This window comes from Galbibacter sp. PAP.153, assembly GCF_037029175.1.
Classification (GTDB): domain Bacteria; phylum Bacteroidota; class Bacteroidia; order Flavobacteriales; family Flavobacteriaceae; genus Galbibacter; species Galbibacter pacificus.
In genome coordinates this window covers 46,889-70,268 of sequence record NZ_JAZEUN010000013.1, presented here as the reverse complement: position 1 = coordinate 70,268, position 23,380 = coordinate 46,889, and the positions used below count along the sequence as shown (strand labels likewise).

23 protein-coding genes are annotated in these 23,380 nt (G+C 38.2%); 4 read left to right on the top strand and 19 right to left on the bottom strand.

Annotation, left to right across the window (positions count from 1 at the left end; translation table 11 throughout):
- The first annotated feature begins 57 nt into the window (after positions 1–57).
- The gene (locus tag UXI14_RS09975; protein ID WP_277898060.1) at positions 58–699 is read left to right on the top strand and encodes an NAD(P)H-binding protein; all 642 of its coding nucleotides are present in this window, start codon (positions 58–60) and stop codon (positions 697–699) included.
- A gap of 4 nt (positions 700–703) precedes the next feature.
- Here the strand turns inward: UXI14_RS09975 and UXI14_RS09970 are convergent, their stop codons facing one another.
- From UXI14_RS09970 to UXI14_RS09960, 3 genes are all read right to left on the bottom strand, one after another.
- Positions 704–2,542, bottom strand: a complete 1,839-nt coding sequence (locus UXI14_RS09970; RefSeq protein ID WP_335966012.1) for an ABC transporter ATP-binding protein — start codon at positions 2,540–2,542, stop codon at positions 704–706.
- A gap of 86 nt (positions 2,543–2,628) precedes the next feature.
- Positions 2,629–3,408: a C4-type zinc ribbon domain-containing protein gene (locus UXI14_RS09965; protein ID WP_277898062.1), complete on the bottom strand. Its 780-nt coding sequence runs from the start codon at positions 3,406–3,408 to the stop codon at positions 2,629–2,631.
- Positions 3,409–3,414: 6 nt separating this feature from the next.
- Complete coding sequence (locus UXI14_RS09960; protein WP_335966011.1) at positions 3,415–4,509, bottom strand: Nif3-like dinuclear metal center hexameric protein; 1,095 nt, start codon at positions 4,507–4,509, stop codon at positions 3,415–3,417.
- 44 nt (positions 4,510–4,553) lie between these two features.
- Here UXI14_RS09960 and lpxK point away from each other — a divergent pair, with 44 nt between their 5' ends.
- Positions 4,554–5,555 (top strand): tetraacyldisaccharide 4'-kinase, encoded by a 1,002-nt coding sequence (lpxK, locus tag UXI14_RS09955; protein WP_335966010.1) that lies wholly within the window; start codon positions 4,554–4,556, stop codon positions 5,553–5,555.
- Here lpxK and UXI14_RS09950 read toward each other — a convergent pair.
- The 10 genes from UXI14_RS09950 to UXI14_RS09905 form a co-directional block, all read right to left on the bottom strand.
- Positions 5,552–7,744 (bottom strand): response regulator, encoded by a 2,193-nt coding sequence (locus UXI14_RS09950; protein ID WP_335966009.1) that lies wholly within the window; start codon positions 7,742–7,744, stop codon positions 5,552–5,554. The two genes, lpxK and UXI14_RS09950, sit on opposite strands and share 4 nt — an antisense overlap.
- A 36-nt stretch (positions 7,745–7,780) precedes the next feature.
- Positions 7,781–8,776, bottom strand: a complete 996-nt coding sequence (gene gap, locus UXI14_RS09945; RefSeq protein WP_335966008.1) for a type I glyceraldehyde-3-phosphate dehydrogenase — start codon at positions 8,774–8,776, stop codon at positions 7,781–7,783.
- 44 nt (positions 8,777–8,820) lie between these two features.
- The gene (gene lipA, locus UXI14_RS09940) at positions 8,821–9,699 is read right to left on the bottom strand and encodes a lipoyl synthase (protein WP_335966007.1); all 879 of its coding nucleotides are present in this window, start codon (positions 9,697–9,699) and stop codon (positions 8,821–8,823) included.
- A gap of 49 nt (positions 9,700–9,748) precedes the next feature.
- Positions 9,749–10,963: an Nramp family divalent metal transporter gene (locus UXI14_RS09935; protein ID WP_335966006.1), complete on the bottom strand. Its 1,215-nt coding sequence runs from the start codon at positions 10,961–10,963 to the stop codon at positions 9,749–9,751.
- A 122-nt stretch (positions 10,964–11,085) separates the two neighbouring features.
- Positions 11,086–11,652 (bottom strand): sigma-70 family RNA polymerase sigma factor, encoded by a 567-nt coding sequence (locus UXI14_RS09930; RefSeq protein WP_335966005.1) that lies wholly within the window; start codon positions 11,650–11,652, stop codon positions 11,086–11,088.
- A gap of 124 nt (positions 11,653–11,776) precedes the next feature.
- Positions 11,777–11,983 carry a membrane or secreted protein gene (locus tag UXI14_RS09925; RefSeq protein WP_277898069.1) on the bottom strand — a complete coding sequence of 69 codons (207 nt, stop codon included), beginning with the start codon at positions 11,981–11,983 and terminating at the stop codon, positions 11,777–11,779.
- A gap of 217 nt (positions 11,984–12,200) precedes the next feature.
- On the bottom strand, positions 12,201–12,986 hold the full coding sequence (locus UXI14_RS09920) for an anti-sigma factor (RefSeq protein ID WP_277898070.1): 786 nt from the start codon (positions 12,984–12,986) through the stop codon (positions 12,201–12,203).
- Positions 12,983–13,558, bottom strand: a complete 576-nt coding sequence (locus tag UXI14_RS09915) for an RNA polymerase sigma factor (RefSeq protein WP_277898071.1) — start codon at positions 13,556–13,558, stop codon at positions 12,983–12,985. The genes UXI14_RS09920 and UXI14_RS09915 overlap by 4 nt, the downstream gene beginning before the upstream one ends.
- Positions 13,559–13,693: 135 nt before the next feature.
- Positions 13,694–14,716 (bottom strand): UDP-N-acetylmuramate dehydrogenase, encoded by a 1,023-nt coding sequence (gene murB, locus UXI14_RS09910; RefSeq protein WP_335966004.1) that lies wholly within the window; start codon positions 14,714–14,716, stop codon positions 13,694–13,696.
- Positions 14,709–15,899: a pyridoxal phosphate-dependent aminotransferase gene (locus tag UXI14_RS09905; RefSeq protein WP_335966003.1), complete on the bottom strand. Its 1,191-nt coding sequence runs from the start codon at positions 15,897–15,899 to the stop codon at positions 14,709–14,711. The genes murB and UXI14_RS09905 overlap by 8 nt, the downstream gene beginning before the upstream one ends.
- Positions 15,900–16,050: 151 nt before the next feature.
- Between UXI14_RS09905 and UXI14_RS09900 the strand changes: the two genes are divergently transcribed.
- Complete coding sequence (locus UXI14_RS09900) at positions 16,051–17,382, top strand: PDZ domain-containing protein (RefSeq protein WP_335966002.1); 1,332 nt, start codon at positions 16,051–16,053, stop codon at positions 17,380–17,382.
- 54 nt (positions 17,383–17,436) lie between these two features.
- On the opposite strand, the gene UXI14_RS09895 is transcribed toward UXI14_RS09900, so the two are convergent.
- Positions 17,437–17,826, bottom strand: a complete 390-nt coding sequence (locus UXI14_RS09895; RefSeq protein WP_277898075.1) for a DUF1573 domain-containing protein — start codon at positions 17,824–17,826, stop codon at positions 17,437–17,439.
- Positions 17,827–17,954: 128 nt separating this feature from the next.
- On the opposite strand from UXI14_RS09895, the gene UXI14_RS09890 reads away from it, so the two are divergent.
- Positions 17,955–20,585 carry a valine--tRNA ligase gene (locus UXI14_RS09890; RefSeq protein ID WP_335966001.1) on the top strand — a complete coding sequence of 877 codons (2,631 nt, stop codon included), beginning with the start codon at positions 17,955–17,957 and terminating at the stop codon, positions 20,583–20,585.
- 58 nt (positions 20,586–20,643) lie between these two features.
- Here the strand turns inward: UXI14_RS09890 and UXI14_RS09885 are convergent, their stop codons facing one another.
- The 5 genes from UXI14_RS09885 to UXI14_RS09865 form a co-directional block, all read right to left on the bottom strand.
- Positions 20,644–21,291, bottom strand: coding sequence for an SdpI family protein (locus UXI14_RS09885; protein WP_335966000.1), 648 nt, complete (start codon positions 21,289–21,291; stop codon positions 20,644–20,646).
- Complete coding sequence (locus UXI14_RS09880) at positions 21,278–21,550, bottom strand: autorepressor SdpR family transcription factor (RefSeq protein WP_335965999.1); 273 nt, start codon at positions 21,548–21,550, stop codon at positions 21,278–21,280. Before UXI14_RS09880 ends, UXI14_RS09885 begins: the two co-directional genes overlap by 14 nt.
- 65 nt (positions 21,551–21,615) lie before the next feature.
- Positions 21,616–21,879 carry an acyl-CoA-binding protein gene (locus tag UXI14_RS09875; RefSeq protein ID WP_277898079.1) on the bottom strand — a complete coding sequence of 88 codons (264 nt, stop codon included), beginning with the start codon at positions 21,877–21,879 and terminating at the stop codon, positions 21,616–21,618.
- 2 nt (positions 21,880–21,881) lie between these two features.
- The gene (locus tag UXI14_RS09870; RefSeq protein ID WP_335965998.1) at positions 21,882–22,529 is read right to left on the bottom strand and encodes a phosphatidylserine decarboxylase family protein; all 648 of its coding nucleotides are present in this window, start codon (positions 22,527–22,529) and stop codon (positions 21,882–21,884) included.
- Positions 22,519–23,334 (bottom strand): phosphatidate cytidylyltransferase, encoded by an 816-nt coding sequence (locus tag UXI14_RS09865; protein WP_335965997.1) that lies wholly within the window; start codon positions 23,332–23,334, stop codon positions 22,519–22,521. The genes UXI14_RS09870 and UXI14_RS09865 overlap by 11 nt, the downstream gene beginning before the upstream one ends.
- Positions 23,335–23,380 lie beyond the last annotated feature (46 nt).

Here is a 23,380-nt window from a genome sequence, read left to right as displayed (position 1 = left end):
ACTTCGTTATTTTCCATAACTTTATAAATAACCCAAAATGAAAAATATAAGTATTTTATGGAAATTCTCGTTATAGGTGCCACTGGAAGGACAGGACGCCACATAGTTAGAATGGCACTCAACGAAGGACACCGTGTAACAGCTTTTGTAAGGTCTCCAGAAAAACTGGATCGGCCACAAACCGGGGTCAAGGTTGTGCAAGGAGACGCACTGGACGCAACTGCTGTACACAACCTTATTAACAATAATAATTTTGACAGTGTGGTAATTGCCATTGGTGCCGATACCCTAAAATGCTCGAATGTACGGGGAGACAGTACAAAAAACGTGATAACGGCCCTTGAAAACAGAAATGCCCCAACCCGATTGTGGATAGTGAGCTCCGTAGGGACCAATGAAAGCATGGACCAGTTGGGCTTTTTTAGTAAGGCCTTTGTAAAAACTATTCTAAAAGGACATATAGCAGACCATACCAATCAAGAAAATTACTTAAAAGAGAGCTCCTTGCCATATACTATTGTGCGGCCAACGGGATTAAAGGATGAAAGTTCTAATGGAGGCTATATTGTTCTGGAAAAAGGAAGGTTGCCAACCGACAGGGTTTCAAGACAAGATGTAGCCCATTTCATTATAAAAAACATCGATAATGAGGCTTATTTAGGAAAGGCAGTTACCTTAACCTCTGCAAAAAAAGATTAAGTTTTTATTGATACCCAGCTGCTTGTAATGAAAATAGCTCGGCATACAAATTTTTATTCTTCATTAATGTCTCATGCGTTCCTATTTCAAGGATTTTTCCATCTTTTAATACCAGAATCCTATCGGCCATTCTTACGGTACTAAACCTGTGTGAAATTATAATGCTTGTTTTTCCTTTGGTAAGTCCCATAAACCTTTCAAAAACCTCAAATTCGGCTTTTGCGTCCAGGGCAGATGTCGGTTCGTCCAGAATAAGAATAGCTGCATCTTTCATATAGGCTCTTGCCAGTGCAATTTTTTGCCATTGCCCGCCCGAAAGTTCCTGCCCTTTATTAAAGCGTTTTCCCAATTGTTGTTTATAGCCTTTGTCCAGTTCTTTTACCACTTCGGATGCCAAGCTTAGTTCTGCCGCATTTTCAATACGGCCCATGTTTTCTATTTCGTCTATTTTGCCAACGGCAATGTTTTCCTGAACGGTAAACTCGTACCTGAAAAAATCCTGAAAGATTACACCGAACATTTTTTGATATTCGTCTTTGTTGAACTTTCTAATGTCGGTCCCATCGAGGTATATGGTTCCCGAAGTAGGCTCGTAGAATCTTAAAATAAGTTTTATCAAGGTGGTTTTTCCAGCACCATTTTGTCCAACAAAAGCCATTTTTTCACCGGATTTCAATGTAAACGAAACCCCAGAAAGCACCCTTTCGTTACTGCCCGGATAGCTAAAGGCAACATTGTCTATAAAAAAACCTTCGGTAATTTCACTTGGGATCGGAACTTCTTTTGAATGATCTTTTTCAACATCCAAATCAATAAAATCAAAATAATCCTTTAAATACAATGCGCTTTGGGCTATGTTTGTAAAGCGCGAAAAAAAGCCTTGCAAGTTGTTCCTTAACCTGTTGAAAGAGCCGCTTAAAAACGTAAGTTCCCCAATGGTGATTACGCCCGTAAGTACGCGGTAAATAATTAAAATATAGGCGGCGTAATACGACAGGACTCCCAATAAATTAAAAACGGCGCCATAAGTACTTCTTTTTATTGCCAGTTTTTTGTTGAGTTGGTAGTATTCATCAGAGAGTGCCTTAAAACGGTCGGCAATATAATTGGTAAGCCCAAAAAGCTTGATTTCTTTCGCGGTTTTATCATTTGCCCCTACAAAACGTAGATAATCCAGTTCCCGGCGTTCGGACGTCCAGCTTCTGGCCAGGGAATAGCTTTGAGAGCTAAATTTTATTTCATTTATAAATGAAGGGATGATACTTAAAATCAAGATTAAGATAAGGACAGGTTCAAAATAGATAAGCCCTGCAATAAGGGACACCATGCTGATAACGCTTTGTACTTGGCTAAGTATGTTCGACATTAAATTAACACGGCTGGTTGTTTGTGTACGGGCCCGCTCCAGTTTGTCGTAAAAATCGGGGTCCTCCAACTGGTCAATCCCTATTTCGTTGGTCTTTTTTATAATGCTTACCGATGATTTGTTGGCGTATAAATCTCCGAGAAGGCTGTCGGTAAGGGTGATTAAGCGACTGATAAGGTCTGAAATTAAAGCTAGGGAAAGTTCTAAGGCCACGTATTTCCATAAAAGTGAAAAATCTTTTCCAGAAGCATTTATTTGCGTTATGATTTCATCAATAATTAATTTTCCAACCCATAATAGTGCTATGGGTGCAAACGCATTTATGAGTCTGGCCAATGTATTGATGAGGTACATTGTTTTGTGGGTTTTCCATATTTCTGATGAAAAACGCGGAATGTACTTAAAAGCGGCAAAAGAATCTTTAACAGATGTTTTTTCTTTTTTTTGGTCTTTTATGGATGCTAATTTTCTTGGCAAAGCAATGAGTTGTATGAAAGGAAGATAAAAATAACGAAAAAGCCCCGCAATTTTGCGGGGCCGTGATAAATATTTTGTTTAAAGCATTAAACGGAAGCAAATATATCTTCCATTTTTTGTTTTTCTTCTTCTGCTAAAGTAGGGTCTACAAGAATTCTACCGCTATGCTCATCGGTAATAATTTTTTTACGAGAGGCTATTTCCATTTGCACCTGTGGTGGAATGGTAAAGAAAGACCCTCCAGAGGCACCACGCTCAATGGCAACTACGGCCAAGCCGTTTTTAACGCTGCTTCTTATTCTTTTGTAGGCTCCAAGCAATCTTTCCTCGATAAGCTCTTCATGCTCAATGCTCATGTTCATGAGGGCTTTCTCTTCTTTTTCAGTTTCTTTTAAAATGTCGTCAAGCTCTCCTTTTTTGTGCTTTAGGTGATTTTCCCTTTCGCTTAAACGCTCTTTTGTTTGAGAAATAACCTCTTTCTTTTGCTCAATCTGGACCTTGAATTCTTTTATATGTTTTTCGGCCAGTTCGATTTCTAATTCCTGAAATTCAATTTCTTTGGAAAGCGAATTGAATTCCCTGTTGTTTCGAACGTTTTTTTGTTGCTCGGTGTATTTTTTGATAGAGACTTTTGCTTCTTCAATGAGGTTCTTTTTGTTAGAAATCTCATGGGTTATTTCTTCAAGGTTCCCGTTGAGTTTCTCCAAACGTGTTTTTAAACCTTCAACTTCATCTTCAAGATCTTCTACCTCCAAAGGTAATTCCCCACGAACATTTCTAATCTCATCGATACGTGAATCGATAAGTTGCAAATCGTATAAGGTTCTTAATTTTTCTTCTACTGTTGCTTCTGTTTTCTTTGCCATATTTCTTTATAAATACTTGACGGGATTTGTATTACAAACTGATAAAACGACTGCAAAATTAGTGAATTTTTTTGTAAGATACTCAACTAAAAGACTTTTTGTGAACTGTTCTGTTTCATAGTGGCCTATATCTGCTATAATCATCTTGTTTTCAGCTTTATAAAAGTCGTGATATTTCACATCGCCGGTAATATAGATGTCTGCTCCGGAAGCAATGGCGCTGGAAATGCCAAATGCACCGCTGCCGCCCAATACCGCTACTTTTTTTATTTTTTTGTCAATTAGTTTAGAATGTCTTATGCATTCGGTTTGCATGTGTTCTTTTACGAATTTAAGAAAATCTGCCGGATTTTGAGGGGTTTCCAGCTCTCCGATCATGCCAATACCGATATGCTGATTGGAGTTTTCCAGCGTTGTTATTTCAAAGGCAACCTCTTCATATGGATGATTGTTGAACAAGGCCTTTAATATTTTAGCCTCTGCATGTTTGGGGAAGGTAATTCCAATTTGCGTTTCTTCTTCGTAATGTGTTTTTCCTTTTTCACCAACAATTGGGCTGGAATTTTCGTTTCCTTTAAAGCTGCCTTTTCCTTCAACGTTAAAACTGCAATGGTCATAATTACCAATAGAACCGCCTCCGGCATCAAACAAGGCTTCCCTTACTTTGTTGGCTTCTTTGGTAGGCACAAAAGTAAGTAGCTTTTTTATGGTATGTTTTTGGGGGATGAGCACTTGTTTGTTCTTGAGTCCCAAAACCTCGCATATTTTGGCATTTACACCCACAAAGCTATTGTCTAGGGCGGTATGTATGGCGTAAATGGCAATGTCGTTTTTTATTGCTTTATGCACGACGCGCTCGACATAGTTTTTTCCTGTAATTTTTTTAAGTCCGCTAAAAATAATCGGGTGAAAACTTACAATAAGGTTGCAGTTTTTTTCAATAGCTTCGTCTATAACTTCCTCCAACGTATCCAAGCAAACTAGCACACCGCTTGCTTCGTTGTTTTTATCGCCTACAAGCAGACCTACATTGTCAAAATCTTCGGCATACGGCAAGGGCGCTAGTTCTTCTATTCCATTTATTACTTCCTGAATAAGCATACGATCATTTTTTTTCAAAGATAAAATATTCTAATTTCGCTTTTATGCGAAGTTGGAGAAAATTACTTTTACCACTTTCCTGTATATACGGAATAGTGATTTATGTAAGAAACTGCTTATTTGATGCTCAGGTGCTCAAATCGGTAAGTTATGAATTCCCGTTGATCTGTATTGGGAACCTAAGTGTTGGCGGAACTGGAAAAACGCCCATGACAGAATACGTTGTCACGTTTTTAAAGGAAAAATATAAGGTTGCGATTTTGAGCAGGGGTTATAAAAGAGCCACAAAAGGTTTTGTTTTGGCAGCTAAAAATGTAAGTGTGCGGGATATAGGGGACGAGCCTTTTCAGTATTATCATAAGCTAAAAGGAGTTACCGTTGCGGTTGATGAAGACAGAAGGCACGGGATACGGAAATTGGAGGCTAAAAATGTTGAAGTAATTGTTTTGGACGATGCTTTTCAACACAGAAAGGTAAAAGCGGGGCTTAATATTTTGCTAAGCACGTATTCCGAACTGTATACCGATGATTTTTTATTACCGGCAGGGAACCTTAGGGACTTAAAATCGCAGGCCAAAAGGGCCGACGTTATTGTCGTGACAAAATGCCCAGAGGAATTGAATGTAGAAAGCCGGGAAGAAATTGTAAAAAAATTGAAGATTGCCCCGCACCAAGAGGTGTATTTTTCTAAAATAGCTTATAGTGATACGGTAAGGAACACCGCTGAAGCCATTGGCCTCGATGAACTTAATGACAAAGAAATTACACTGGTTACCGGAATTGCTCATCCAGGGCCCTTGTTGGAATATTTAAAGAAGAAAAAAATTCACTTTAAGCATCAAGTATATGCCGATCACCATAATTTTACAACGTCGGAAATTGAATCTTTAAAGAAGAAGCCTTTTGTCCTTACCACCGAAAAAGATTTTGTAAGGCTTGAGCCGTATCTGGAAAATTTATATTATTTGCCCATTACCACGGCTTTTTTAGCAGATGAGAAGAATTTTCAGGCCCGGATATTGAATTTTACTACTAATAATTCCTAAGCATGGCTTCCGGTCCTCAGGATAGAAGCACCAATTATTTTATAAAAAGAATCGGGTTTAAATGGCTTGGTAATAATGTCGTTGCATCCCGAGCTAAAGAAATCGTCTGTACTTTCGTCCAGGGTTAGGGCCGTTAAAGCAATAATAGGGATGGTTTTGTTGAACTTCCGGATTTCCTCGGTAGCTTTCAGGCCGCTTATTCCTGGCATATGGATATCCATTAAAATTAAATCGTAATTATTTTCTTTGGCAAGTTTAATGGCTTCGTAGCCATTATCGGCCACATCGGACGATATTCCTTTTTTGGCAAGCATTTTTTTGGTAATGACCTGATTTATTTTATTGTCTTCTACCACCAGTAAATGCAAGTTGCTTAGGGAAGCTTCTTCGAGTTCTTCTGTTTTTTCCTCCTCTATTTCTGAAGGGTCTGGGGCCTGGAATTCCAAATCGAAATAAAAAGAGCTTCCCATGCCCAGCTCACTTTTCACATAAATATCGCTGTCGAACAGGCTTAAAAGGCTTTTTACAATGGTAAGCCCCAGTCCTGTACCGCCATATTGCCTGTTGATTTGTATGGAGCCTTGAGAGAAACTTTCAAAGATATTTTTTTGCATTTCCTCAGAAATCCCAATGCCATCGTCATTAACTTCAAAATGAATTTTATAATGGTCATCACTGGCACTGATGAGTTTTGTAAGTAAAATTACTTTGCCGTTTTCGGTAAATTTCAGGGCATTCCCAACAAGGTTAATTAAAATCTGGGAAAGCTTTAGTGGGTCGCCTATAAGTTTTTTAGGCGTGTTTTTGTCCATATCAAGGATAATGGAATTTTTATTTTCTTTTGCGGTTTGGCTTAAAGAAAACGTTACGTCTTCCAGTGTTTTATGCAGGTCGAACAAAGTACGTTCTGCGGTTAATTTGTTGGCATCTATTTTATTTATCTGAAGGATGTCATTGATAAAATCCAAAAGGTATTCCCCGGAAAATTTCAGCGATTTTAAATGCTCTTTTTGGCTGTCCTTGGGGTCTTCTTCCAATAATAAATGTGTGAGCCCGGTTACGGCATAAAGCGGGGTCCTTAATTCGTGGCTTACCGTAGATAGAAACTGTCCTTTGGCTTTCATGGCCCTTTCGGCTTCTTCTTTGGCTATTTGCAGTTCCTTGTTCTTTTTTAAGAGTAAATCGTTTGTTTTAAATTTTATCTGGTTATTCCTGTACAGCGAAATAGTTAACAGCGAAATAATAATAAGCAACGCCGAACTAAGCACCGAAGTTAATTTAGAGATATTTACTTTTTGTTGCTGTTCCAGCTCGTCCTGGCTCATCCTTGCAATAACATTGTTTAAAAACTTGGCTTCATTGGCATAGGCGGCTTCGTTTTGTTTTCTTATAATTTCGGGGTTGAAATATTTTTGGAGGATGCTATCTGCCTTTTTGTAATATAAAAGTGCGGCATAATAATCTTCTTTGGCATTGGCTATTTCATATCTTAAAGTATTTGTGCCGTATAAAATACGTGGGAACTTATGTCGGGCGGCAACCCTTAATACATTGTCAAGTAGTATGTTAGCACTTTCATAATTGTTTTCTTTGGCATAAATCCGGGCCAGGACAAGTTGTGAAGAGGCAAGCAGATATTCTTTTTCATATTTATGATCCGGAGGGATCATTTTTTGTAATATCACTTTGGCCTTATCGTAATCTTTCAGCTCAAAATATATTAGTGCTTGGTTGAACAAAACAAGATTTAGAACACTTTTGTCGTTGTAATCTATGGTTTTTAAGGCTTCGTCTATGTGCTTATAGGCGTCCTCCCTTTTGTTTTTTTTGGCTTGTATATACCCTTCAAGAATAGCTGTTAATGCCCTTCCGTTGTTGTATTTGTATAAATTTAAAACTTCCCGTGCTTCTTTTAGGTAAATCTCGGAATTTATAGGTTTGTTGTATTGAATGTTTAAGCGGGCGTACAAGTTGTAAAAATCAATAATAGCTTCTGCATCATCAATGCTGGCGGCAATTTGTAGCCCTTTTTCAATTTCTAATAAGGATTTTTCGAAACTGCCTTCATTTTTATATTCATAGATACGTTGGGTAATGCTTTCAATGCTATCATTTAAGGCAGTACTTTCTTGTGCTCCTATAGGAATAGGAGACAGGTATAATAAGATTATTAGGACAAAAAAGCGCATAATTATACTAATGCTAAGCAGTAAATATAATTATTTCTATTTAATAAGATGAATTAAATCGACAATACGACTACTATAACCGAATTCGTTATCGTACCAACCAATAATTTTTACCATTTTTCCTATAACCGAAGTCATTTGCGCATCAAAAGTACAGGAATACGGAGTATTGATGATGTCTACAGAAACAATGGGGTCTTCGGTATAAGAAAGGATGTTTTTCAGGTTCCCTTCAGAAGCTTTTCTAAACGCCTGATTTACCGCTTCAATAGAAGTTTCCTTGGTAACGTTAAAAGTAATATCGGTTAAAGACCCATCTGGCACAGGAACCCTTATTCCACAACCTCCAATAACTTTGCTGAGCTCGGGAAAAATGCCGGTAAGTGCTTTTGCTGCTCCTGTTGTGGTTGGTACAATAGACTGCCCCGCAGCCCTTGCCCTTCTAAGGTCCCTGTGCGGTTGGTCGTGCAAACTTTGGTCGCTTGTATAAGAATGTACGGTGGTTATATAAGCTTGCTCGATACCGCAAAGGTCTTTTATTACCTTTATCATGGGTGCTGCATTGTTGGTTGTGCAGGAAGCATTGGAAATAATGGCTTCACTACCGTCCAGTATATGTTCGTTTACGCCCAAGACAACCATTTTAATGCTTTCGTCTAAAGGCGGTACCGTCAAAATCACCTTTTTTGCTCCTCCAATAAGATGGTGTTGCAAGAAGGTTTTTGTTTTATACTTGCCTGTCGCTTCCACCACAATATCGACATTAAAGTTTTTCCAATCTATTTTTTCAATCGAACTGCAATTCAGCAGGGGAAAGGAAACGCCGTTAACTATTATGTGGTCCTTGTCATGGCCTACGGATTTTTTCAATACCCCATGAATACTGTCGTATTTTAATAGATGACTTAATGTTATGGTATCGGCAAGATCGTTTATGGCAACAACCTCTATGTTTGGTTGTTCTATAAGTAACCTGAAAACGGTGCGGCCTATTCTTCCGAAGCCATTAATGGCAACTCTTGTTTTTTTCAATGCAGTAACTAAATTGATTATGTTAAGTTAACAGGGGCTATTTTTTATTTAATATGTTTATGTGCTTTATAAGAAGACCTTACCAAAGCGCCACTCTCTACGTGCCTAAACCCAAGGTCCAGACCAATTTCTTCGTATTTTTTAAATTGATCGGGAGTGATGAATTGTTTTACTGGCAAATGTTTTTTTGAAGGTTGAAGGTATTGTCCAATGGTAACTACATCTACATTGGCGTTCCTGAGGTCGTGAAGCGTTTCTATAACTTCTTCTTCCTGTTCTCCAAGGCCGAGCATAATACCCGATTTGGTCCTGTTGATGCCTTGGGTTTTTAAATATTTTAAAACTTCCAGGCTACGGTCGTATTTTGCTTGAATGCGTACTTCGCGGGTTAACCTTCTTACGGTTTCCATATTGTGGGATACCACTTCGGGGGAAACATCAACGATACGGTGTATGTTACGTTCTACACCCTGAAAATCTGGAATCAACGTTTCCAGCGTCGTGTTTGGGTTCATCCTTCTGATGGCCTTTACGGTTTCGGCCCAGATGATGGAGCCCATATCTTTTAAGTCGTCCCTGTCTACCGAGGTAATAACAGCATGTTTAATGCTCATTATTTTTATGGAACGGGCTACTTTTTCAGGTTCTTCCCAATCTATTGTTTCTGGCCTTCCGGTTTTAACACCGCAAAATCCACAAGAGCGGGTGCATACATTCCCCAATATCATGAATGTAGCAGTCCCTTCCCCCCAGCATTCGCCCATGTTAGGGCAACTTCCCGAGGTGCAGATCGTGTGGAGGTTGTATTTGTCTACCAAGCCCCTTAGTTCTGTATATTTTTTTCCGGTCGGTAGCTTTACCCGTAACCATTTGGGTTTTCCTTTTTTTGGTGGGGCAATGCTACTTGCAGTATCTATGCTCATATCAAAATATTATGAATGCAAAGATACAAAGTTAAGTTTGAAAATTGAGTTAAATGGTTGTAAGATACCATACCGAAAAACCCATCAGAAATAGAATCCCTGCCCAGCTTAAAATATGCATTTTAAGACTCGGCTTCCATTTTTCGGGCATATGCTTGGATGATACCAGTTTATAGTTGATAATAGCATAAAATGGCGCAGTAATGAAAGACAAGATGGTGGCAACGTCAATAAGGGTTTTCATTTCCGACATTAAAAACAGTAAAATGGCAATGGTGCCCGTTACCAAGATCAATATCCAAATGACAAGGTTGTATTTCCCTTGTATATTGAACAACAATGTTGTGCTTTTGGCCATTGCCCTTGGTGAAGCATCCAGGGTTGTAAGGGTAGTGCTAAACATGGCCGTAAATGCGGCGATGGCAATGATGTAATGAGCATAGGGACCTAATGTGTTGGTGTACATATTTATAAACTGAAACGCAAACTGTGTGGCGCCATTATTAAAGCTTTCGTTGGAGCTATGCATGATTAGCGCACCCAGACTGATAAAAAAGATGCCTAAAATAACGGTACCGATATAACCTATATTGAAATCGGTTATGGACCTTTTTGTTTTATAAGATTTTTGAACCTTCTTTTTTTCCAGAGCCCATAAAGAATGCCATACAGAAATATCCAAAGGTGCGGGCATCCATCCCATAAAAGCTATTAAAAAAGTCAACCCCGTTGCGCCGGTAGGAATAATTTGGTTAAAGCTGAGTGTCTCTTTAATTTCGGTAGCAGCAATAACAATGGCAATAAGGGTGCATATGGTTAAAGCGGTTATAATAACCTTCATTAAATTATCAAGTAATTTATATTTACCAATAATTAAAATAATCATACAGAGAAAAGTTATGATGATACTCCAGACGATAGGGTTGGGGGTAATACCGAACAGATTGGAGGCCAATCCCGCAGTAACAATGGTTACAGCGGTCTGGATGGTAAACATAGTGGTGAAGTTTAATATAAAATAGGCGTAGAGCACCCCTTTGCCAAGTTTTTTATAGCCGTCCAAAAGGCTTTCTCCCGTGGCCATTGCATAGCGCGGCCCATATTGAAAAAAGGGATATTTAAACAAATGGACCAACAACAATGCCCATATTAAGCCATAGCCATAATCGGCTCCTGCCCGTGTGGACTGTACAAGGTGAGATACCCCGATAGCGGCTCCCGCAAAAAGTAATCCGGGCCCCAGTTTTTTAAAAAAGGTCTTCACTAAATTTTAATAATTGGCGGTTAATTATTTGTGCGTGAAAATAAGAAAATTTTAAGCTTTTGGTGAGATTTATTTTTTTCAATGCTTTTTTTGAAAAGGTTTTGAGCCTAGAAAAGAGGATGTTATTTTTTTTTAGCGATAATTTCTGCCAATAATTTTTTTGCCCGTAAAAGTTTTACTTTGACATTGTTGAGGGGTTCGTCCAATTCTTTGGCAATTTCATCATAAGACAGTTCTTGGAAATACCTCAAATTGATAACCCTTTGGTAATGTGGCTTTAGTTTTTTTATGTGTTGAAGAAGGGTGGCTAAATTTTGTTCTGTAATAAGTTTGTCTTCAGCGGTAGGAGCATCATCGGCTAGGTTGTAAACGGTGTTTTCTTCCTGTTGCGATATTTTATGTACAAGTTCGAGTTTCTTTTTCCTGATAAGATCTATGTGGATGTTCTTGGAGATAGTAATGAGCCAAGTTTTAAACTCATAAGTATCGTTATAGGTATTGATTTTATCAAAAGCTTTGGAGAATGTCCTTATGGTAATATCTTCGGCTTCGTTTTCGTTTCGGGTACGCATAAGTTGAAAGTTGAATACATCGCCCCAAAAATTATCCAAAAGAAAACTAAATGACTTTTGGTCGCCTTTTTTTGCTTTTTTGATGTATTCTTTTATGTTTTCTGAGGTAACTTCCAATACACTTTGGTGTTTAGGTTCCAAATAAAGATACTAAATTGTCGGAAAAATGAAGAACATACAAACTTTTTATGGTTTATAAATTTCCAAATTTTAGGTGTAAAGAGTTGTGTACTTATGGAAATTAATTATGCTGTGGGGCGGTTTTTTTACAATCTTGTTCGTCCGGCATTTTTCCGCAAAAGCTACAGGCTTCTCCTTCTTTATTTAAAAATGGGGATTGACTAGCACAGGTCCCTGCAAATTTACCATCTTTTTTAGACCATATTTTTATTGCAATTCCTGCAAATGCTAACCCTAATAAAACTACACTTATTAATAAAAGTTTCATGTTTCTGTGCTTTCTAAAATTAGTCGGGATAAGGGGGTAAACATTTCACTGGAAAGAGCAATTTTGAAAAGCTCTCGGGATTGTTGCCCGTCTCGACAAAATATTGGTGCAAAGTTACAAAACCAAAGACAAAATAATCTAAACGTAAGCTTAAAAATACGGTATAAAAAGTATAACCCCAGAAAAATCTGAGGTTATACAAGTGGCTGTTTAAGTGTTATTCTGTTAATTTTATATTGGCTACTTCGCTATCTATAGAGGCAAAGTTATCGTTGCCCTTGGATTCAATGGTAATTTTGTAATTGGACGCATTGTCTTTAAAGGGTAAGGCCATTAATTTTCTGTCTGCTTTTTCAATGACCCCAAGGCAAACCATTTCTCCGTTTATTTCGGCCCACATTTTAAGTTCTTTGTCCTTTGGCAGTTCTGGCATGGACAAAACATTTATGGCAGAGAGTTTTTCTTTCGGGTTTACATAGGCAACCGACCTAAGGTTTTTGGCACGCTCGTTACCTTTAATAATGTATTTGCGCGTTTCCGGGTCGTTTAAAACCGCATACTTGCTTTTAATATTCTCCAACTTTGCATTGGTAGATACGATGTCGTTTTTAAGGTTCTCTATTTGGCTGGCTACTGTGTTTTTTTCAGTAGAAAGCAACCTGTTCTGTTTCCATAAAGTAATTGTGGTGGCACCAAATAATAAGGTGGTAACACAAGCAGCAATAAAATACCAAGGAACACTTTTTTTAGGGGCACTTGCAGCAACGGTTTTGGTTGCTTTAACTTGTGCCATCACTTCGTTTTTTACGTTTGAAGGAACTTGCATGGCATGTGCTTTTGCGTATAGTTCCAAATTTTCTTGCAAAGTAATGTATTCCTGCTCTACTTCAGGGTATTTGCTTATAAAGTGCTCAATACGAACCTCTTCCTCCTGACTTACTTCGCCTAGCATATAGCGTTCCAGTAAGTCGCTTTCCAAAAATATTTTTACTTCATTTTTCATGGCTTTAACTGAATTATCAAATAAAACAAAATTGACAATGTAGCAGGATCATATATTCGTCTTAATTCTCTTAATCCTATCTTTAACCTGGATTTAATAGTACCTAAAGGAATGTCCAGTTCTTCGCTTGCTTCTTGTTGTGTCATGCCTTTGAAGAATAAGGCCTCCATTACAATTTTGTACTTCTCGTCAAGGGAGTTTAAATGTTTCTTGATATCGATGTGTTCCGGATTTACACTTTCAACTCCTAAATTATATACGTCTGAAACTTCGATTTGGATTTCTTGATCGCTTTTTAAATTGGCACTCCGTATTTTATCGATGGCCGTATTGCGCGTAATTCGGAACATCCAGGTAAAAAGTTTTGATTTTTTTGCGTCGTAAGTATCAATTTTTTTCCAGATTTTCATCAAACTAATCTGTAAAACGTCTTTGGCAAGGTCTTCGTCCTTGGTAATTTTCATGGCGACGCCAAAGAGCGTATCTCCATAATATTCGTATAAAAGAGACATCCCTTTTTCATCCCTTTTTTCGAGAAGTGTTATTATATTCTTTTCTAGAAGTTGACTCATCCGATTTTACTTGAAATATATATTTGGGGCATTACCATAGAAGTCAATTTATCAATGGGTAAATCCAAAAGTATTAATTAAAACGTTAAAAAATGCCAGTGCGTATATTTTTCTTTCTTTAGCTCTTTTTGGATATCAGTAGACATTTACTTCCGGCTCTATCAAGATATTAAATTTTTCTTTTACAGATTGTTGTATTTTAAGGGCAAGGTCCCAAAGTTCCTTGCCAGATGCATTTCCGTAGTTAACCAAGACCAGTGCCTGGTTTTTATGGATTCCGGCATCGCCATAGCGCTTGCCTTTGTACCCGCATTGTTCAATAAGCCATCCGGCCGGAATTTTAACTTCGGTTGCCGATACCGTATAATGGGGAATTTCGGGATATGTTTTTTTTAAGGTTTCAAACACTGAGGTTGGCACTACTGGATTTTTAAAAAAGCTACCGCTATTACCCAGCTCTTTTGGGTTGGGCAGTTTGCTTTCGCGAATATTTATAACCGCATTGGAGATTTGCCTGATGTTCGGGTTTTTTATTCCCTGCTTTTGTAATTCGGCCCCAATGGCACCGTATGAAATGTTGATATTATGATTGTTGGATGTAAGCCTAAAAGTTACCGAGGTGATAATGTACTTCCCCTTGTTTCTTTTGAAGAAAGAATCCCGGTAAGCAAACCGGCAATCTTCCCTTGTAAACGAAACGAGTTCAAGCGTATTTGCATCGAGGGCTTCGCACGAATGAAATATATCTTTTAGCTCTACCCCGTAAGCACCAATATTTTGAATGGGCGCCGTACCTACATTTCCGGGAATAAGAGAGAGATTTTCAAGTCCGCCCAGGTCTTTGCCAATGGCCCATTGTACAAATTGGTGCCAATTTTCCCCGGCAGCCACTCTTACATAGGTAAAGTCATTTTCCTTTAAAATAATATCAATGCCCTTTAAATCTATTTTTATTACCAATGCTTCAATGTCCTGCGTTAATAGCATATTACTGCCTCCCCCAAGAACAAATTTTTTTGGGTATGTCTTTAATTGCAATACCTCTTTAAGCTTGTCAACAGAAGAAACAGCAATAAAGTTCTTTGCTTTAACAGCTATTCCAAAGGTGTTAAAAGGTTTTAAGGAAACGTTATGTTCAATAATGTCCGTTTTATGCATTGTATTTTTTTAAAGCCTCTTTTATTATAGTTACGGCCTTTACCAAGTTTTCTTTTTTAAGCACATAGGCAATACGAACCTGATCGTAGCCAATGCCCGGGGTAGAATAGAATCCTGCCGCCGGTGCCACCATAACGGTTTCTCCATTTAGGTTGAATTCTTCGAGCAGCCATTGTGCAAAATCGTCTGTATTTTCAACAGGCAGTTTTACAATGCAATAAAAGGCTCCTTGTGGTTTTGCTACCGTAACACCTTCTATTTTGTTCAGTTCGGTTATTAACAAATCCCTTCGTTCTACATATTCCTCAATTACTTCGTCAAAGTAACTTTGCGGGGTATCCAGAGCGGCTTCACTTGCAATTAAAGCAAAAGAAGGCGGCGAAAGGCGTGCTTGGGCAAACTTTAAAGCCGTGTTTATTATTTCTTTGTTCCGGGAGATCATGCAACCTATCCGGGCTCCACACATACTGTATCTTTTTGATACCGAATCTACTACAATGGCGTTGTTTTCCAAGCCTTCTTCTTGAAGTATTGAATAATGCTCGGCACCGTCGTATGCAAATTCCCTGTACACTTCATCTGCAATCAGGAAAAGATCATGCTTTTTAACAATAGCTGCCAATTTTTTTATTTCTTCCCTTGAATAAAGGTAGCCGGTTGGGTTTCCGGGGTTGCAAATAATTATGGCCTTGGTTTTTGGGGTAATAAGTTTTTCAAAATCTTCAATGGGCGGGAGCGCAAAATTATCGTCAATTTTAGAGACCACGGGAACCACGTTTACACCCGACGCTGTAGCAAAACCATTGTAATTGGCATAAAATGGTTCCGGAATAATAATTTCGTCTCCCGGATCTGTAATCGACCCCATGGTAAACATAAGTGCTTCAGAACCCCCGGTGGTAATGATAATTTCGCTTGGATTGATATCTATATCCCTTTTTTTGTAATATTCGGCAAGCTTGGTTCTGTATTCTTCAGAGCCTTCGCTCCTGCTGTACTCTAATATTTCCAACGTATTGTTTTTAACGGCATCCAACGCCACTTGAGGAGTTTTAATATCGGGTTGCCCAATATTTAAATGGATAACATTAACCCCTCTTTTTTTAGCATCCTCGGCATACGGGACTAACTTTCTAATAGGCGATGCAGGCATTTTTAAGCCTTTCTCAGAAATTATCGGCATATCTCAAATTTTATATCGTGCAAATTTGCAAAATATATTTCATAAATCATTACATCCATGCGGGAGTTATTAAGGGGATTGAATGTTAAATTCTTAAAAAAATTGCATAAAATTTATTAAATTTATACTGATTTCAGTAAGGCTTTGGGTCATGGCTGTTTTAAAACATATTATCTCCTTATTATTGTTAACCGTTTGTTATTTTTCATATGGTCAGGGAGGCTTTAGTTTAAAAAGCGGGGAAAAACATGAAAAAGTCAAGTTTGATTTTGTAAACAACCTTATAATACTGCCCGTAACCGTAAATGGTGTGGAACTTTCGTTTATTCTTGATACGGGCGTGAACAAACCCATTTTATTCAATATTACCCAAACGGATTCCGTAAAGATTAATAATTCCGAAAAAATCCTTATCAAAGGTCTGGGAGATGGGGAGCCCGTTGAGGCAATTCACTCAAAGAACAATAGATTTCAACTGGGCGATGTATTTAACTACAATCAGGATTTTTATTTAATAGCCGACAGCAGCATCAATTTTTCACCCAGGATTGGGTACAGGGTCCACGGGATTATTGGCTACGATTTGTTGAAAAATTTTATTGTTGAAGTAGATTATTCAGCAGAAAAGATAAAGTTTTACGACCCCGATGCATATTCATATAAAAGATGCCGAAAGTGTGAAACCTTGCCACTGACCATTGAAGGGAGCAAGGCCTACATAAATGCCAATATAAAGCAATATACGACCATTGAAGAGATAAATGTGAAGCTTTTGCTCGATAGCGGTAGCTGCGATGCCATTTGGCTTTTTGAAAACAATGAACAGGCAATAACGGGCCCTATTAAATTTTTTGACGATTTTTTGGGTTTTGGGCTCAGTGGTAAAATTCACGGTAAAAGGGCGCGTGTGCAGCGGTTTGGAATTGGTGATTTTGAACTGCACGAAGCAAAGGTGGCCTATCCCGACTCTACGGCATTACAATACATAACGCGTATGGACGACAGGAACGGCTCGGTCGGGTCCGAGATTTTAAAACGGTTTGATATGGTGCTGGATTACCCAAATGCGAAAATAACCTTGAAAAAGAACGGGAGTTTTAACAATCCCTTTAAATATAACATGAGCGGGATTGAATTGCAGCATAACGGACTCAGGCTGGTTAAACAATTGGTGGACGACGTGGAATCTGGCTATGCAAATACCAATGAAAACGGAATTAAGGTATATACCCGTAATCAATTTAGTTTTGAACTGCACCCCGCCTTGGAAATTGCCCAAATAAGGGAAAACAGCCCTGCGGCCCTTGTGGGATTAAAAGAAGGCGATGTAATCGTTAAGGTAAATAACAGGTCCATATACAGGTATACCTTGCAGGAAGTAAGCGAGATGATCAACGAGCGGGAAGGCAAGAAAGTAAACTTAACAATAGACCGCAAAGGTTCCATCCTTAAGTTTTCTTTTGAATTGGTAAAGGTTTTATAAACGAAAAAGCGGCTCCGAAGAACCGCTTTTTTAACTTTTAATAATCAAAAAAAATTATTTCCCTGTGCTATTTGCCAATACGGTACCTTTAATTTTAATGGCTACCGTGGGCGTATCTGCATTCGATTCCACAGTAATGGTCTTTCTTATGGGTCCAACACGATTGGTATCATATTTAACCTCGATTACTCCTGTGTCGCCGGGAGCAATGGGATCTTTCGGTTTTTTGGGTATCGTGCATCCGCAGCTTGAGCGGACATTAGAGATTACTAAAGGAACTTCTCCTGTGTTTGTAAACTCAAATACACGAACTCCATCGCTTCCTTTAGCGATTTCACCATAGTCGATCACGTCTTGTTTAAATTCTATTTTTGCTGTTTTTTCCTGAGCTTGGGCCGCAAAACCTATCACTCCAACAAATAATAGCATTAGTAATTTTTTCATCGTTTTTCAGATTTAAGTGAATATCAAATTTAATTACTTTTAGTTAACCCGCAAAATTTATTGATTGCCTTTTATAATCCTACGGATATAGCTACTTTTGCATTCTTAAACCAAAAAGTGTTCCGAAAATGAATATTCCATCAAAATATGATGCCAAATCGGTTGAAAACAAGTGGTATGAGTACTGGATGAAACACGATTTTTTTCATTCAGAACCCGATGAAAGAGAGCCATACACCATTGTAATTCCGCCGCCAAACGTCACGGGAGTATTGCATATGGGGCACATGCTTAACAACACCATTCAGGATGTTTTGATAAGAAAGGCCCGTTTAAAAGGGTACAATGCCTGTTGGGTGCCAGGTACCGATCATGCCTCTATTGCCACCGAAGCAAAAGTGGTTGCCAAACTAAAAGAACAGGGCATTAATAAAACCGATCTTTCCAGGGAAGAATTTTTGGAACATGCTTGGGACTGGACGCATGAATATGGAGGCGTGATACTCGATCAGCTTAAAAAGCTGGGCTGTTCATGCGATTGGGACCGGACCAAATTTACAATGGATGGCGATATGTCAGCAGCTGTAATAAAGGTTTTTGTCGATTTGTACGAAAAAGGATTGATTTACCGCGGTTACCGCATGGTAAACTGGGATCCAGAAGCAAAAACGACCCTTTCCGATGAAGAAGTGATTTACGAAGAACGGCAAGGATTGTTGTATTACATATCGTATGCTATAGAAGGAAGTGATGAAAAAATTACCATTGCTACCACTCGCCCGGAAACTATTTTAGGAGATACTGCCATTTGCATCAATCCCAACGATGAACGTTACAGCAACTTAAAAGGAAAAAAAGCAATTGTTCCGTTGGCCGGACGCGTAATTCCCATTATCGAAGATGAATATGTGGATTTAGAATTTGGGACAGGTTGTCTGAAAGTAACCCCTGCACACGACGAAAACGATAAAAAACTGGGCGACAAGCACAATCTGGAGGTTGTTGATATTTTTAACGACGATGCCACCCTAAACAGTAACGGGCTTCATTACGAAGGAAAAGATAGGTTTACGGTAAGAAAGGAAATCTCCAAGGAATTGGAAGAAAAGGGTTTTTTGGTTAAAACCGAAAACCACCTTAATAAAGTAGGTACTTCCGAGCGTACCAAAGCTGTAATTGAACCAAGGCTTTCCGATCAATGGTTTCTAAAAATGGAAGAGTTGGTAAAACCTGCCTTAAAAGCAGTCTTGGACGATAAGGAAATTAAACTTTTTCCTTCTAAATTCGAGAATACCTACCGCCATTGGCTGGAAAACATCCGCGATTGGAATATCTCCCGGCAATTGTGGTGGGGGCACCAAATACCCGCATATTATTACGGAGATGGCGAAAACGACTTTGTGGTTGCCGAAAATGCCGAAAAAGCATTGCTAAAAGCCAAAGAAAAATCGGGAAAAAGTGCTTTAACGGTTAACGATTTAAAACAGGATGAAGATTCTTTGGATACATGGTTTTCTTCTTGGTTATGGCCCATGAGTGTCTTTAACGGTATTGTCGAGCCCGAAAACAAAGAGATTTCGTACTATTACCCAACCAACGATTTGGTGACCGGCCCCGATATTTTATTTTTTTGGGTGGCAAGAATGATTTTTGCCGGGTACGAATTCCGTGGCGAAAAACCCTTCAGCAATGTATACTTAACCGGTTTGGTGCGTGATAAACAGCGCAGAAAGATGTCAAAATCTTTGGGAAATTCCCCAGATGCGTTGAAGTTGATTGAAGAATTTGGAGCCGATGGAGTTCGTGTGGGCTTGCTGTTGAGCTCAGCCGCCGGAAACGATTTGTTGTTTGACGAGGCACTTTGCCAACAAGGAAAGAACTTTGCCAATAAGGTATGGAATGCCTTCCGTTTGATAAAAGGGTGGGAGGTTGCAAATATTGAACAGCCAGGGTATGCATCAATTGCTATTGAATGGTATAAGAATAAATTTCAGCATACTTTAAAAAATATAGAAGACCAGTTTTCCAAATACAGGATTTCTGATGCCTTGATGGCTACCTATAAACTTGTTTGGGACGATTTCTGTTCTTGGTTATTGGAAATGATCAAACCTGCATACCAACAGCCAATCGATGCTAAAACATACAAAGAAGTAATTGCTTTGTTTGAAGCCAATTTAAAGTTGTTGCATCCGTTTATGCCGTTTTTGTCAGAAGAAATTTGGCAACATATGGAAGAACGCAAGCCCGAAGAGGCCTTAATTGTTTCGCATTGGCCCGAAATTGAGAATGTAGATGAGAAAATTATAGGTGAATTTGATTTTGCAGCTGAGGTAATTTCTGGCATTAGAACCATCCGAAAGGAAAAAAACATTGCTTTTAAAAACGAGATTTCCGTTTCTGTAATAAATAACGAAAAGGCTTCTACAATGTTCGATTCTATTATACAAAAACTGGGCAATATCGATACGCTTTCTTATGTAGATGATAAAGTTGAGGGGGCTATTTCCTTTAGGGTTAAATCCAACGAATATTTTGTTCCTGTAGCTGGAGCTATCGATGTGGAAGGGGAAATAAGTAAGATTGAAGAAGAATTAAAGTATACGGAAGGCTTTTTAAGGTCGGTTCAAAAGAAATTGTCGAATGAACGTTTTGTAAACAATGCCCCCGACAAAGTGGTTGCAATGGAGAAGCAAAAAGAAGCCGATGCTTTGGCAAAAATTGAAACCCTTAAAGAGAGCCTTGCGAGTTTGAAATAAGACTCCTTTTTTCTTATTAATACCTTACTATTTTTAAATAGAAACAAGCCAAAGACTTTTAATCTTTGGCTTGTTTTTTATATATAATGTAGGAATATACTATTGGAATGAAAGCAATTGTTAAAATAGTGGCTATAAATACCTTGGAAAAAAAATATTTTGGGATTAATAAACTTGCAATGATTACAAAGGTACCTGCAATCATCCATAATTTTCCGGTCATTACATGTGTTTTTTTCCAAACAGATTCGTTTTCGAGTGTCCATGGAGTTTTTACACCAATAAAATAATTGGGCTTAACGGTTTGCATATAATTCCCCAAAACAGCTATAAAAAACCCAATAAGCAAAAACATACTATTTATGTTTAGCGATTCTTTTTTTACGGCATAGATTATATAGCAGGCCGAAGCACTCATAAACAACACTAGAAAAAATTTAATACGGTCGTATTTATTCCCCATTTCACCAATCCTTTTTTTAGGATCGATTTTGGGCGCAAAAAGCATGATTAAATAGGTGAGCAGGGGCAACAATATTGGAATAACAATGAGCTGTATTTTGCCTCCCCAGCGGTCTATTTCACCTTTATAATTAAAGTGCAGGGGGATTTTTTCGTCCAAATCGTTCCATATAATTGCCAAATAGATAAATGGTATTGCCACAATAATTAAATAGCACCACTCGGGAATCTTAAGGGTTTTCATCTGTTTTGTTTTTTAAAGTTAGTATCCAGTTTAATAAGTCATCTAGAATGGTCGTGTTTATGGAGTATATAACAAATTGGCCATCCTTTTTGCTATTGACCAGGTCTGCTCTTTTTAAGAGCTCCAAATGGTGCGAGATACTAGGTTTTGAAATATTGAACTCATTGGCAATTTCACCAGCGCTCAAATCCTTTTCTTTTAATAGAGATAATATCTCTCTCCTGGTGGAATCGTTTAAGGCTTTAAAAAGATGGTTCATTAATTACATATTTAGGTAAATATCTAAATAATTTTGATGAAAACAAATTTCTAGTAAAAAATATACTATTTATACTTAAAATATTCCTTAACTAGTTTGATGTATTTTTCCTTGGCTTCGTTTTCGGTCATACCCCTGGCCTGAAAGAGCGCATTTGCTTTGAACGCATTAATTATGGAGCGCCTGCTGCTTGGCGGCTCGCTATTTTGAGTAGCTTTTTTATAATAAGCATAAAGGCGCAACAAAAAATCTGCCGGAAACAGTTCTTGGTAATTATTAACGCGCTCTACGGCTTCTTCGAATTCTTTATCTATTTTTTCTTGATTCATTTTTAGGATGCAATTACATCAACTCCCCCCTTAACTTTTTGGTGCAATGCAACCTGTACCTCTGCATCTAGGGGAAGAAAAAGGTCAACACGCGAACCAAACTTTATAAACCCGGCATCGGTGCCCTGTATTACTTCTTCTCCTACTTTTGCATAATTAACAATACGCTTTGCCAATGCACCGGCTATTTGCCTATATAAAACTTCTCCATATCCCGGGTTGTTTATAACCACCGTTGTGCGTTCGTTCTCTTCGGATGCTTTTGGGTGCCACGCCACCAAATATTTTCCAGGATGATATTTGCTGTATTTTACAATACCGCTTAATGCATAACGGGTAACGTGTACATTTATTGGGGACATAAAAATAGATACCTGAATGCGCTTTTCCTTAAAGTATTCTTTTTCAAAAACTTCTTCGATTACTACAACTTTTCCGTCAACAGGGGCTATAATGTTTTCATCTGAAATTGTGGTAGAACGTTTTGGGTTCCTAAAAAACTGAAGTATCAATATCAATATGGCCAATAACGATAGCTGGATCAACGTTTTTAGCCAATATGTATGAATGTAAAACTGTGCCGTAATTACACCAATGGCTACCAAAATAAACGTAACGATAATAATTTTATGGCCCTCTTTATGAAACATAATAAAATATTTGAAGTGTTAGGTAAGCAAAAGGCGCTGCAAATATAAGGCTGTCCAATCTATCGAGCAAGCCCCCGTGGCCGGGTAAAATGGCACCGCTATCTTTTACGCCAGCCAGCCGTTTAAATTTAGATTCTACCAAATCTCCTATAGAGCCGGTTATGACAACAACAATAGTAAGAATAAACCATTGTGCCATACTTAGTTCGTTACTGTAAACATATAGTAAGTAGGAGGCTATTAATGCAAATACCAGTCCTCCAATAAAACCTTCAATGGTTTTTTTTGGGGAAACGCTGGGAAAGAGCTTGTGCTTGCCAATACTTTTTCCTACCAAATAGGCAAACGAATCGTTTACCCAGATCAATATAAAAATACCAATAATTAAAGATTTTGCAAAATGGCCTACTTGATAGGGGATCATTGTTAAAAAGATGCACCCGCCGCCAATATAAAAAAGAGTTATAATAAATTTTTGCAGGTTGGAATAGCCCAGCTTTTTAGTTGAAAACAGTTTTAGGATCAATGCTAGGTTCACGGCAATGCATACCGCGAGCAAAACAGTCCGCAACATGGTTTGTTGGTAGATTTCGCCCAACAAATAGATAAATGCCCACCATAGGGAGAGAAACGCAAGAAATATGTAATAACCGCTTAAGCGAATAATTTTTTTAAACTCGTAAATGCAGGTAATGCCAAAAATCAAAAACAGAAAATCAAAAGCGTCATTGCTTAGAAATACGGCCGATAACAGTAAAAAAACATAGAGAATACCTGTTAAGGCACGTTTAAAAAGTTCTTTCACAAGGTTGTTAGTTTTTTAGTTTTAGTCCAATTGCTGTTAGGTTGTC